13 protein-coding genes are annotated in these 12,921 nt (G+C 58.4%); 3 read left to right on the plus strand and 10 right to left on the minus strand.

All coding sequences use genetic code 11. The features are described from left to right. The first annotated feature begins 17 nt into the window (after positions 1–17). The gene (locus ABIB18_RS14505; RefSeq protein WP_031376131.1) at positions 18–518 is read left to right on the plus strand and encodes a YbaK/EbsC family protein; all 501 of its coding nucleotides are present in this window, start codon (positions 18–20) and stop codon (positions 516–518) included. A gap of 20 nt (positions 519–538) precedes the next feature. Beyond that, positions 539–1,450 (plus strand): EamA family transporter, encoded by a 912-nt coding sequence (locus ABIB18_RS14510; protein WP_031376130.1) that lies wholly within the window; start codon positions 539–541, stop codon positions 1,448–1,450. A gap of 229 nt (positions 1,451–1,679) precedes the next feature. Here ABIB18_RS14510 and ibpA read toward each other — a convergent pair whose 3' ends face one another. Beyond that, positions 1,680–2,096 (minus strand): small heat shock chaperone IbpA, encoded by a 417-nt coding sequence (gene ibpA, locus ABIB18_RS14515; protein WP_046289498.1) that lies wholly within the window; start codon positions 2,094–2,096, stop codon positions 1,680–1,682. A gap of 289 nt (positions 2,097–2,385) precedes the next feature. Between ibpA and ABIB18_RS14520 the strand changes: the two genes are divergently transcribed. Then, entirely contained in the window at positions 2,386–2,757 is a 372-nt protein-coding gene (locus tag ABIB18_RS14520) for a YceK/YidQ family lipoprotein (protein ID WP_031378056.1), read from the plus strand. Here the strand turns inward: ABIB18_RS14520 and ABIB18_RS14525 are convergent. The 9 genes from ABIB18_RS14525 to gyrB form a co-directional block, all read right to left on the minus strand. Then, positions 2,729–3,991, minus strand: a complete 1,263-nt coding sequence (locus tag ABIB18_RS14525) for a YidR family protein (protein ID WP_069728638.1) — start codon at positions 3,989–3,991, stop codon at positions 2,729–2,731. The genes ABIB18_RS14520 and ABIB18_RS14525 overlap by 29 nt on opposite strands. 47 nt (positions 3,992–4,038) lie before the next feature. After that, positions 4,039–5,361 (minus strand): MFS transporter, encoded by a 1,323-nt coding sequence (locus ABIB18_RS14530; protein WP_069728637.1) that lies wholly within the window; start codon positions 5,359–5,361, stop codon positions 4,039–4,041. Between the two features lie 113 nt (positions 5,362–5,474). After that, positions 5,475–6,623: a galactonate dehydratase gene (gene dgoD / locus ABIB18_RS14535; RefSeq protein WP_354474616.1), complete on the minus strand. Its 1,149-nt coding sequence runs from the start codon at positions 6,621–6,623 to the stop codon at positions 5,475–5,477. Continuing rightward, the gene (locus tag ABIB18_RS14540) at positions 6,620–7,237 is read right to left on the minus strand and encodes a 2-dehydro-3-deoxy-6-phosphogalactonate aldolase (protein ID WP_031375174.1); all 618 of its coding nucleotides are present in this window, start codon (positions 7,235–7,237) and stop codon (positions 6,620–6,622) included. Before ABIB18_RS14540 ends, dgoD begins: the two co-directional genes overlap by 4 nt. Continuing rightward, positions 7,221–8,096 (minus strand): 2-dehydro-3-deoxygalactonokinase, encoded by an 876-nt coding sequence (locus ABIB18_RS14545; protein ID WP_089561632.1) that lies wholly within the window; start codon positions 8,094–8,096, stop codon positions 7,221–7,223. Before ABIB18_RS14545 ends, ABIB18_RS14540 begins: the two co-directional genes overlap by 17 nt. Beyond that, positions 8,093–8,791, minus strand: a complete 699-nt coding sequence (locus tag ABIB18_RS14550; protein WP_279810135.1) for a FadR/GntR family transcriptional regulator — start codon at positions 8,789–8,791, stop codon at positions 8,093–8,095. Before ABIB18_RS14550 ends, ABIB18_RS14545 begins: the two co-directional genes overlap by 4 nt. Before the next feature lie 130 nt (positions 8,792–8,921). Then, a complete protein-coding gene (yidA, locus tag ABIB18_RS14555; RefSeq protein WP_046289495.1) occupies positions 8,922–9,731 on the minus strand; it encodes a sugar-phosphatase in 810 nt (269 codons plus the stop codon). Positions 9,732–9,831: 100 nt separating this feature from the next. Further along, complete coding sequence (locus ABIB18_RS14560) at positions 9,832–10,311, minus strand: NanQ anomerase/TabA/YiaL family protein (RefSeq protein WP_316554477.1); 480 nt, start codon at positions 10,309–10,311, stop codon at positions 9,832–9,834. 198 nt (positions 10,312–10,509) lie between these two features. Then, complete coding sequence (gyrB, locus tag ABIB18_RS14565; protein ID WP_031375178.1) at positions 10,510–12,918, minus strand: DNA topoisomerase (ATP-hydrolyzing) subunit B; 2,409 nt, start codon at positions 12,916–12,918, stop codon at positions 10,510–10,512. Positions 12,919–12,921: the final 3 nt, after the last annotated feature.

Raw genomic sequence — 12,921 nt, forward strand, 5'->3', positions numbered from 1 at the left:
AGATTAAGGAGAGGGGAATGACGACGTTTGAAAAAATCATCGCGCTGCTGGATCAGCATCAGGCGAACTATCGGGTGGCAGAGCATCAGGCGGTGGGTCAGACCGATTTGATCAGTGAGATACGCGGTAACGCGCTCAATCAGGCGGCCAAAGCGATGGTGCTTGAGGTCAGCATGCCAGAGGGCGCCGATGCGCGTTATCTGCTGGCGATTGTGCCGGGCGATTGCCGCATCAATTTCAAAAGCGCGGCGCGCGCCATCGGCGGTAAGAAGTCCGCCTTTGCCGCACCGGAGATGGCCCAGGCGCTGACCGACTGCGTAATGGGTGCGGTGCCACCGTTTAGTTTTGATGACCGGCTGGCGTTGCGGGTCGATACGCGGCTGCAACAGGTCGGGACGTTATGGTTTAACGCGGGTGCGCTGGATAAGTCGATTGCGCTGGCGGTAGAGGACTATTTTCGCATTGTGGGTGACGACTGCTGTGTGGATATCGCGACGCCGGTGGCGATCACTGCCTGAAGCGGCACAAGGAGTATCCGATGTCGGTAAAAGATATGCTGTTAGCGCTGTGCGTGGTGGTGGCATGGGGCGTCAATTTTGTGGTGATCAAGTTAGGGCTGCAGGGCATGCCGCCCTTCTTGCTGGCCGGGCTGCGCTTCAGCCTGGTGGCGTTTCCCGCCATCTTCTTTGTGCGCCGTCCGCCGATTCCGCTGCGCTGGCTGGTGGTCTACGGGATGACCATCAGTTTTGGTCAGTTCGCGTTTCTGTTTCTGGCGATCAAGCTGGGCATGCCCGCCGGACTGGCGTCGCTGGTGCTGCAGGCGCAGGCGTTCTTCACGCTGCTGCTGGGCGCGCTGCTGCTGTCGGAGAAGCTGCGCTGGAATCACATTGTCGGAATTATTATCGCCACGCTGGGGATGTTTATGCTGGCCACGGCGGGCATGGAGGGCCAGACCACGGCCGGTATCACGCTGACGACAATGATGCTGACGCTGGCGGCCGCGCTGTCGTGGGGGCTGGGTAACATCACCAATAAGATCATTATGCGTAACCGCAAGGTGCCGATCATGTCACTGGTGGTCTGGAGTGCGCTGGTGCCGGTGGTGCCTTTCTTTGCCTGCTCGCTGCTGTTTGACGGCCAGGCCGCCATCCTCAATAGCCTGCTGCATATCGGGTTACAGACCATACTGGCGTTAATTTATCTGGCGTTTATCGCCACCATCATAGGCTATGCGATTTGGGGCAACCTGCTGAGCCGCTACGAAACCTGGCGCGTTGCGCCGCTGTCGCTGCTGGTGCCGGTAGTCGGGATTATCACCGCCGCGCTGGTGCTGGATGAGCATCTGTCGGGACAGCAGATGCTGGGCGCTACCATCATTATTCTGGGGCTGCTGGTAAACGTATTTGGCGGGGTAGTGGGTCAGCGTTTAGCGATGCGAACGCAGCCGTAAAGGCAAACAGAAAAACGCCGCTGGCGCGGCGTTTAAGAGCGTGATGGCTGCGTTTCGCAAAGACGCAAAAACACCATTTCTGGTCCGCTATGCTTTGCTACAGGCGTATGCTCCCATCGCGTTAATTCAATCAGCCGTCTGAAACCCTGGAGCGGAGCAGCCTTTTTGCTCCCTGAGCAGGTACTGATATCAAAAACGAAAAACGCCGCGTTAGCGGCGTTTGTTATGATTATTTCAGAATCTCAATACGGCGTGGTTTCGCTTCTTCCGGCACCAGGCGTTCAAGATCGATGCTTAACAGACCATTTTCCAGACGGGCATCGCGTACCACAATGTGGTCGGCCAGCTGGAATTTACGCTCGAAGTTGCGTTCGGCGATACCCTGATACAGGTATTTACGTTCGGTCTGCTCTTCCGGGTGGGCACCCCGCACGATCAGCACATTATCGTGGGCGGTGATCTCCAGTTCGCTCTGAGAAAAACCGGCTACGGCGATGGTAATGCGATAGTGGTTTTCATCGACCAGCTCGACGTTGTACGGAGGATAGCCGCCGTTGCTCTGATTTTGATTCGCTTCGAGCAGGTTAAACAGGCGGTCAAAGCCGATGGCAGAACGATAAAGTGGAGAGAGATCAAAATTACGCATATTAAGACTCCTGAGTTTCAGCAAGTTTTGGCAACCTTCCACTACGGGACAGGTTTCTGTACGGCACCTCACTGTCCCTTGCGGCAACGGTGAGTGCGTCCGTAATCTAAAAATGGGTGCCGGACGTCAGCTTTCAAGGGGAAAACGCAATTTTTTTCGCCTGTTTGAGAAAATGACATACACTCAGGACTACCTTTGCCGGACCAGAACGGACTTCACCCCAGAGTGATGGCGTTGTCTGGCAAACCAACTCAGTCAGGCTTCTGTCAGGACTGAAGGGATGATAATAATGAAATTGATGAAAACGTTACCGCTGGCGGGTGTAGTCTGCTGTGCCGTTGCGGCAAGCGGCTGCTCCAGCGTTATGTCACACACCGGCGCCAGTCAGGGCTACTATCCTGGCACCCGCGCCAGCGCCGATCTGCTGGTCGATGACGACACCAGCTGGGCACTAAAACCGCTGGCGCTGATCGATCTGCCTTTCTCCGCTGCGCTGGATACGCTGTTACTGCCGTGGGATTATTATCGCAACGACAGTGACAAATCGATCGACTCTCCGCGCGAGCGGGTACTGCAAAGCGAGAAGCTGGCGCATACCCAGGAAAATCTGGCGCAGGCACAGCCGATGCCGACTATGCAGCCGCCGTCGCCGCAACCGTAAACAGCTGCCGCCAGCCGTTCACCTCACGCATATAAGCAATCTGGCTTCCATCAGGCGACCAGACCACCGCGTCACCTGATGGTGGCTGCTCTGTCCGGTCAGTCAGCCGCTGACATGCTCCGCTTATCACCTCACACCGCATCACGCTGTTGTCGCAGATAAAGGCGATCGCCTCACCTCTGGGGTGCCAGCTAAACGCCGACTGGATGCTGTGGCTCAGCCAGGTGATCTGGCGTGGCTCGCCGCCGTTGGGCGATACGGTCCACAGCTGAACCACCTGCTGCGGGTCCGCCATCAGAAAGGCGATCTGGCTGCCGTCCGGCGCGGCGCGCAGCCAGTGGCGCGGTTGCAGTGCCAGACCGCGACTTACCGTCAGGCGACGCTGCTGCACGCCAGCAGGCGGTGCAGGTAACTGCCGCTCGCTGCCCTCCAGCGGCGCCTCGCCCGCGCGGGCATAATCCTCCAGCGCCTCGGGCAGATCGACAATAAACACCTCAGGCCGTTTTTCACCCTGCGCATTCAGCGTATCGCCAATAAAGGCGATGGCCCAGCGCTGCCAGCTGCCGTCCGGTTTCTGATAGCCGCGATCGCCGACCCAGCACTCTTCATAAGCGCGATTAATCTGGTCGCTGCCGGGTAGGGGCTGCGCATGGGTACGGCTGACCAGCAGACAAAAATAACTGCCGTCATATTCACGGGGATGCTGCTTCTGCGGCGTCACTGCCCGCAGCGGTACGGCGATGCCCACGTTACGCAGGTCCTGGCGGCTATCCCATTCATGCATCACATGATCGTTGTAGGTGAAGCTGAGGCGTGACCCGTCGGCACTGAACACATGTACGTGCGAGCCGCCCCGCAGCGCGCCGGGCGTAAAGGGCGGGGTAATGTCGCAGGCATCGAGATTCATCGCATTGCCGTTCTGAATAATGACGCCACGCCGATGGTGAAAGTCATACTGCCAGCTTGCGTCGGGATGCTCCGGGCCGTGAATACAGACATAGCGCGGCGGCAGATCGGGGCTGACGGTAACTACCCCGACATGGGCGCCGTGGTGCGCCTGATACAGCACCTCAACCTCGCCGGTGGTCACATTGACGCGCTCAATGGTCTGGCTGGTAAACGACGCGCCGGAGGGACGCAGGTCAAACGCCAGCCACTGGCTATCGGCGGTCCAGACATTGATATTGGTAAGCTGATGCTGGCGGGCAGCAAAGGTGATCTGTTTTTCGCGCATGGAGGCAACCTGATAAAAATGTTGCCCCACACGCTACGCCAAACGGGCTAAAGATGCAGCTTCGATTTCGCCTCACTGAGCACCCGCCCGTCACCCTCGACGGTTTTTTTTCGTCCCAGCAGCAGGCCGAGTAAGCCGCCCAGCACCAGCGCGCCCGCCACAATCAGCAAACCATCATTGTAGCTGTGGGTGGCATCTTTGATGCGGCCCATGATCGGCGGAAAACCGAGGCCGGCAATGTTCGCCACGGCGTTGATCAGCGCAATCGACGCGGCCCCGGCGACGCCGGAGATGGTCTCGGTGGTGACGGCCCAGAAGACCGGCGTAATCGCCCAGTTGAGGCCCACCATCAGCACCAGCAGACCGTAGGCCAGCCACTGTTGCGAGACTGCCATCGCGCCCAGCAGCAGCAGGCCCGCGGCGATCAACGGCAATCCCAGATGACGGGCCCGCTCACCGGTTTTGTCCGAATGACGGCCATTGAAATACATAAACAGGCAGGCAAACAGGAACGGCACCGCCGACAGCAGGCTGACCATCAGGTTACTGCGGTCCTCCGCCACGGCCTTGACAATCAGCGGCAGAAACAGCGTCACGCCGATGGTGCCAAACGCCTGCAACAGCCACAGCAGGCTGAGCGCCCAGACGCGACCGCTTTTCAGCGCCACCCGCCAGTTATGATGGTGAATGGCGGAATGCTTCTCGTCACGTTCAATGGTCTGCTGCAGCCAGCTACGCTGCTCGCCGGAGAGCCAGCGCGCTTTGGCCGGTGAATCATCAAGATAAAACCAGGTGACGATGCCGAGGAAGAAAGCGGGAATGCCTTCCAGCAGGAACAGCCAGCGCCAGCCCTCGACACCTAACATGCCGTGCATGTTCAGCAGACTGCCGGAGAGCGGCAGGCCAATCACCGATGCCAGCGCCGCACCGATATAGAACATCGACATGGCGCGGGCGCGATCGCTACGCGGATACCAGCAGGAGAGGTAGAAGATAATGCCGGGCGTAAACCCGGCCTCTGCCGCCCCGAGCAGAAAGCGCATCACATAAAGCTGGGTGGGCGTCTGGACCAGGCTCATGCCGGCGGCAATGATGCCCCAGCTCACCATGATGCGGGCGATCCAGCGCCGCGCACCGACCCGCGTCAGCAGGACGTTACTCGGCACTTCGAAGATGATGTAGGTGACGTAAAAAATGCCGGCGGCGATGCCGTACATCTCGGCGGTCATCGCCAGATCGGCATTCATCTGTAGCGCGGCGACGGAGATATTGGCGCGATCGATATAGGCAATCAGGTAGAGCAGCATGATGAACGGCATAATGCGCCGGTTCATTTTTTTCACGGTACTGAGATGCAGATGTTCACTCATCGGGAGATCCTCACGTAGGGTATAGCGGACCCGGATCCCGCATCGCGCGGGACCTGGCGAGTGTTTCTTATTATGGGGTGAAGCGGGTGGCTGCTACTGAAAAGCGGCGAACATTACCATTCGGCAACGGCGCCGTCATCGTGCCGCCACAATGGGTTGCGCCAGTCTGGGGCATCACGGCTGCGTTCAATCACCAGCGCTTCATCGATCTCAACCCCGAGACCCGGCCGGTTCAGCGGCGAAAAGCTGCCATTGTGCATGGCGAAATCAGCTTTATTGACAACATAATCAAGCAGTTCCGCTCCCTGATTATAGTGAATGCCCATGCTCTGTTCCTGGAATATGGCGTTATGCGAGACAAAATCGACCTGCAGACAGGCGGCCAGCGCCAGCGGTCCGAGCGGGCAGTGCGGTGCCAGTCCGACATCGTAAGCCTCTGCCATCGCGGCAATCCTGACGCATTCCGTGATGCCGCCAGCATGGGAGAGATCGGGCTGCACGATTGCCAGACCGCCCGCTGCCAGCACCCGCTTAAACTCGAAGCGGGAGTACATGCGCTCGCCTGCGGCAATCGGAATGTGGGTTTGCGCGGCGAGGCGCGGATAGTATTCTGCCTGCTCGGCCAGCACCGGCTCTTCAATAAACAGCGGCCGATAGGGCTCCAGTTCTTTGATCAATATTTTCGCCATCGGCGCGCTGACCCGGCCATGAAAATCGAGGCCGAATTCAATCTGATTGCCAAAGACTTCGCGGATTTGCGCCACGGTATTGACCGCCTCATCCACCGCGCGGCTGTTATCGATCAGGCTCATTTCGGCGCAGCCGTTGAGCTTGAAGGTATCGATGCCGATGGCGCGCAGCGTTTGAATCCCGGCAATCACATCGGCGGGACGATCGCCGCCAACCCAGCTGTAGGCTTTCATCCGGTCGCGAACCAGACCGCCAAGCAGTTGCCAGACCGGGACGCCGAGCGTTTTGCCTTTGATATCCCATAACGCCTGATCGATACCGGCAATGGCGCTCATCAGGATCGGACCGCCGCGATAGAAACCGCCCCGGTACATCACCTGCCACAAGTCGTTAATGCGCGCCGGGTCCTGACCGATGAGTGCATCGCCCAGTTCATGCACCGCCGCTTCGACGCTGCGCGCCCGGCCTTCGATTACCGGCTCGCCCCAGCCGCAGACGCCTTCATCGGTTTCAATTTTCAGGAACATCCAGCGTGGCGGCAGGCGGTAAGTGGTGAGTTTTGTGATTTTCATCGTACGGCATCCTTATAAGCAGCAATAAAAGCCTCAGCTTTTTCCACGGTGCGCGACAGCGGCTGACCGGCGCGGTACAGGTCACTGCCCAGTCCGGCACCGACGCAGCCCGCCGCCAGATAGTCCGCCAGGTTTTCTGGCGTCACACCACCTACTGCGAACAGCGGCACCTCCGGCGGCAATACGGCTTTGATCGCCTTGATATAGGCGGGCCCAAAAGCCGATGCCGGGAAAATTTTCAGCGCATGGGCCCCTGCGTTTAGCGCGGTAAAGGCTTCACTGGCGGTGGCGCAGCCGATGGCCGTCCAGATCTGCTGCCGGACTGCCCCGGCAATCACCTCTGCATCGGTATTCGGCGTCACCAGCAGGCGGGCACCTGCTGCCGCAACGGCGTTGACCTGCGCGACGTTCAGCACCGTTCCGGCACCAATCATGGCCCGATCACCAAACTGACGTACCAGCTGCGGCAGGGTCTGCTGCCAGTCGGGCGAGTTGAGCGGCACTTCAATACTGTCAAAACCGCACTCAATCAGGGCGCTAACGTGCGCCCCGGCTTCGTCCGGCCGGATGCCGCGCAGGATGGCGATCAGCGGCAGCTTAAAGGGCAAGGTCATCGACAATTCTCCTTATTCCTTGCTGGAAGGCACTATCGCCTGCCAGCCATTGCAGCGGGATATTGAGCAGGGCAAAAGCCGCCTGATAACGCTGGGCCAGTGCTTCACTGGCAATCAGCGTCACCGGACCGCTCAGCGCCGACTGCGCCGCCTGACTGGCGACTTCATGTCCGATCAACAAACCGGAGAGGAAATCGCTGACCGACCCGGGGGCCAGCGCACCCAGCAGATGCTGCGCCCGCACTTCAAACAGGCGCGCCAGCAGGGACGGATCGTTGATGCCGGTTTCCAGCCCGCGCTGAAAGGCCGCCGCATCCGGCTGCTGTTGAGGTAAACCGGTCCCGATCAGGGCGTGGTTCAGCAGCAGATGATGCAGTTCGCCGGTCATCACGGTGCGGAAATCGATCACCCGGCGCGCTTCGCATTTCACCCACTTGGAATGGGTACCGGGCATCACGATCAGTTCCGCCGGTGCCAGGGTTTGCGCCCCCAGCAGCTGGGTCTCTTCACCGCGCATCACGTTGTGATTGTCACGGCGGCTGACGCTTAATCCCGGCACGATCCAGCGATTTTCACCGGCTGCGGTCAGCTGCGTCGCGAGGGAGTCCAGCGTCAGCGGGCAAGGAAGATAGGGCGCGGCCTTCCAGCCGGCGTTGCTACCCACCATGCCCGCCATCACCACCGGCACCGCATTCACCGGCCAGCCGTGGGTTATCTCATCGAACACCTGCTGGTGGCTGCGGCCGTTTAAGCGGGTGACGCCCGCTTCTGAACGTCGGCTCTCAACAGCGTCGCCGTCGCGGTAGTACCAGGCGCGCAGGTTGGTCGAGCCCCAGTCGAGAGCGATATAGTGGCTCACACGATCTCCTTCAGGCGTTGGGTTGAGCTGGCAATCATGGCGCGTGCCGCCGCTTCTGCGGCGTCACCATCCTGATGGCGAATGGCATCGAACAGGTTCTGATGTTCACGCAGGGTTTGCGGCATATTGTCGCGATCGGCGCGGTAGGTGCGGGCAAAAACCGCTTTCTGCAGCTGAACCAGGGCGATACTGAGCTGTTGCAGAATCGGATTGTGAACCGAAGCCAGCAGCGCCTCGTGGTAGCGCATATCGGCTTCGTTAAAGGCGTCACGATCGTTGTGCCGGGCGATCATATCGTTGAGCGCCAGCTCGATAGCGGCTAGATCCTGCGAGGTGGCGCGTTCGGCTGACCAGCGCGCCAGCTGCGGCTCGACCAGCACCCGCACATCGTTCATCGCGGCGATGAGTTGTGGATCGTGATTGTGCTTTAACGACCATTGCAGGACGTCACTGTCGAGGAAGTTCCAGTGCTGATGCGGGGTGACGAAAGCGCCGCGATAACGCTTAATTTCAATCAGTCGTTTCGCGGTTAGCGAGCGATAAACTTCGCGGATGATATTACGGGAGGTGGCGAACCGTTCGCACAGGTCCGCCTCGGCGGGCAACGGCTGACCCGCCACAAACTGGCCGGAGACAATCTCTTCGCCCAGCGTTAAAAGAATCCGATCGGTTTTGCTGACGTCCTGCTTTTCCACTGTCTGAGTTCCTTTGCCCGGCTGATGCCTGAGCAAAAATTGTAGTACCACCTATCAAGGTTGTGCTACAATCCTGATCACAAAACAGACAATCTGTTGCGCTGCAGCCTGCCAGCAAGAAAACAGACGATTACAGCACCAGCTCTTCAATCGCGTGTGCTACGCCATCTTCCATATTGGTTTTAGTCACGAACTGGGCGATTTCCTTAACCGAATCAATGGCATTACCCATCGCTACTCCGGTGCCGGCATACTCAATCATCGCCAGATCATTTTCCTGATCGCCAATCGCCATTACTTCTTCCTGCTTCAGCCCAAGCTTCTCAGCCAGCATTCTGACGCCCTGACCCTTGTTAACCCGACGATCGAGAATTTCGAGGTAGTAAGGCGCACTCTTCAGAATGGTGTAAGTCTGGCGCGCCTGTTCGGGCAGACGAGCAATGGCCGCATCCAGCAGGGCAGGCCGGTCGATCATCATCAGTTTCGGAAAGCGGGTGGCGCGATCCATCTCTTCAACGGCGCGGTAGCGTACCGGAATCCCGGTCAGGCTGGCTTCATGAATGGTGTATTCACTGATGTCTTTATTTGGCGTATAGAGGTGGGACTTGTCGAACGCCTGGAAATGCACGCCCAGCTCACGCGCCAGCTGCTCAATGTAGAGGTAGTCGTCAAAGGTCAGCGTCACTTCCGCTACGCATTCGCCATCTTCGGCCTGATGGACCAGCGCACCGTTGTTGCTGATTGCGTACTGACCGGGCGTCTGCATATCCAGCTCCATCAGGTAGCGCTGGATACCGACAAACGGCCGGCCGGTGGTCAGCACAATCGAGACCCCCTGCTGGCGGGCGCGATCCAGAGCGGATTTCACGCCAGGCGTGATTTCATGTTGCGGATTAAGCAGGGTGCCATCCATATCGATAGCGATCAATTTAATAGCCATAGGGTCCTCGTTGCGTCTGGGTTTTGTTCAATGCTAGCGCGATTCAGCTCACATTGACCAGTTTAGCGGCAAGCGATGACAAATGACTGACGGCCGGACCTCAGCCGGTAAACAGATCGCGATGGATTTTAATCACGGCTTTTCGAATCAGGGCCGGTTCGGCGGGCGCGCAGCAGGGACGATGTACGTCATGCGGGAAGAACAGCGCAAACATGCCGGGCATCAGGGTGATCATCGACTCGTTTATCGTCTGCTGATAAAAAATCACGTCACGCTGCTGGATAAAATCTTCGGTCACCACATGCTCCGGGTGCGCGCGAGCCACGCCGATATTCTCTACGCCAGCCAGCAGGTACTGGATGTCGATGTAGCTGACGTGGGATTCTGCCCGCCGGGCGCTGGCCGGCTCGGTCATCATCTCCTGCACCAGACAGAACATTTTGTCGTCCGCGAGGATCGGGTATTTCCCGCTTTCAAGCTGGCTAAAATCTTTCTCAGCAATCCAGCTTATCGCCTGGTCAATGACCGGATGAAAGGCGTGACGTTCTGTGGCCCAGTCGAGACGATCGCAAATAATCATGGTGTAACTCCCTGTCTGAACAGCATAGTGCGCCCGCAGAGGCGCGAAGAGAGGCAAGAGTAAGGGAGGGCCCGCCGCTAAAAAGTGATCGCGATCGCAGCCTGCAGGCAACGCGGTGCCCTCGTCTGCGAGTATCGGACTGTGCAGGGCAAAAAAAAGGCCATCACTTGCGTGATGGCCTGTGACGTCAGCAGCCGATTAGATATCGATATTGGCGGCTTTCAGCGCATTCTCTTCGATGAAGGCACGGCGCGGTTCAACCGCATCGCCCATCAGGGTAGTAAATAGCTGGTCAGCGCCAATCGCATCTTTAATGGTAACGCGCAGCATACGACGGCTATCCGGGTCCATGGTGGTTTCCCACAGCTGTTCCGGGTTCATCTCGCCCAGACCTTTGTAGCGCTGTACCGAGAGGCCGCGACGCGACTCTTTCACCAGCCACTCAATCGCCTGCTCGAAGCTGGCTACCGGTTGACGACGCTCGCCACGTTCAATGTAAGCATCCTCTTCCAGCAGGCCACGCAGCTTGTCGCCGAGGCCACAGATTTTGCGGTACTCAGGTCCCTGGATGAAATCGGCTTCCAGCGGATAATCAGTATCCACACCGTGGGTACGGACGCGCAGCACCGGTTCGAACAGGTTCAGCTCGCGGTTTTCACGCACCTGCGCCAGATAGGTACTACCGTGCGCTTCGCGCTCAGTGAGATAGCTCACCAGGCTGTTCAGCCAGCGGGTCACTTCTGCTTCATTGCTCAGATCGCTCAGCGTGTCGTGATAAATCAGCGCGCGCAGCAGGGCAACCGGATAACGGCGCTCCATACGCTTGATCATCTTCTGGGTGCTGTTGAAGTCAGAGACCAGCGTCTCCAGCGGCTCACCAGCCAGGGCCGGGGCGCTGGCATTAGTGTGCAGCGTGGCACCATCAAGCGCGATAGCGATCTGGTATTGATCCATCGCGTCGTCATCTTTGATGTACTGCTCCTGCTTGCCTTTCTTCACTTTATACAGCGGCGGCTGCGCGATATAAACGTGGCCGCGCTCGATGATTTCCGGCATCTGACGGTAGAAGAAAGTCAGCAGCAGCGTACGGATGTGCGAACCATCGACATCGGCATCGGTCATGATGATGATGCTGTGATAGCGCAGCTTGTCCGGGTTGTACTCGTCGCGACCAATGCCGCAACCGAGCGCGGTAATCAGCGTGGCCACTTCCTGCGAGGCGAGCATTTTGTCGAAGCGCGCTTTCTCAACGTTAAGGATCTTACCTTTTAGCGGCAGAATCGCCTGATTCTTACGGTTACGGCCCTGTTTGGCCGAACCGCCAGCGGAGTCACCCTCCACCAGGTAGATTTCAGACAGCGCCGGGTCGCGCTCCTGGCAATCCGCCAGTTTGCCTGGCAGACCCGCCAGGTCCAGCGCGCCTTTACGACGGGTCATCTCACGGGCACGACGTGCGGCTTCACGGGCGCGCGCTGCGTCGATGATTTTGCCGACCACGATTTTTGCGTCACCCGGATTTTCCAGCAGGTATTCCGCCAGCAGTTCGTTCATCTGCTGTTCAACCGCTGACTTCACTTCAGACGAAACCAGTTTGTCTTTGGTCTGGGATGAGAATTTTGGGTCCGGCACTTTCACCGAAACCACTGCGATCAGACCTTCACGCGCATCGTCACCGGTGGCGCTGACTTTGGCTTTCTTGCTGTAACCCTCTTTATCCATGTAGGCATTCAGGGTACGGGTCATCGCCGCACGGAAGCCCGCAAGGTGGGTACCGCCGTCACGCTGTGGGATGTTGTTGGTGAAGCAGTAGATGTTTTCCTGGAAGCCATCGTTCCACTGCAGCGCCACTTCCACACCGATGCCATCTTTCTCGGTAGAGAAATAGAACACGGTTGGGTGAATCGGGGTTTTGTTTTTGTTGAGGTATTCAACGAATGCCCGGATGCCGCCTTCGTAATGGAAGTGATCAGACTTGCCGTCACGCTTATCTTCCAGACGAATCGACACGCCGGAGTTGAGGAACGACAGTTCACGCAGGCGTTTCGCCAGGATGTCATACTCAAAATCGCGCACGTTGGTAAAGGTTTCGTGGCTTGGCCAGAAGCGCACACGGGTACCGGTCAAATCGGTCTCGCCGGTCACCGACAGCGGTGCCTGCGGCACGCCATGGACGTAGACCTGCTGGTGTACTTTGCCTTCGCGACGAATGGTCAGCTCCAGCTTCTGTGACAGGGCGTTAACCACCGAGACACCGACGCCATGCAGACCGCCGGAGACTTTATAGGAGTTATCGTCGAACTTACCGCCCGCATGCAGCACCGTCATGATCACTTCAGCGGCGGAAATGCCTTCTTCTTCGTGAATGCCGGTTGGAATGCCGCGTCCATCATCCTGCACCGAAACGGAGTTATCCGCATGAATGGTGACCACGATGTCACTACAGTGACCAGCGAGCGCTTCGTCGATTGCGTTATCCACGACCTCGAATACCATGTGATGCAGACCGGTACCGTCATCGGTATCGCCGATATACATGCCCGGGCGTTTGCGTACCGCATCAAGCCCCTTCAGGACTTTGATACTTGAGGAGTCATAAGAATTCGACATCAA

Source organism: Pantoea sp. UYEF8 (assembly GCF_040546285.1).
Lineage (GTDB): Bacteria > Pseudomonadota > Gammaproteobacteria > Enterobacterales > Enterobacteriaceae > Pantoea > Pantoea brenneri.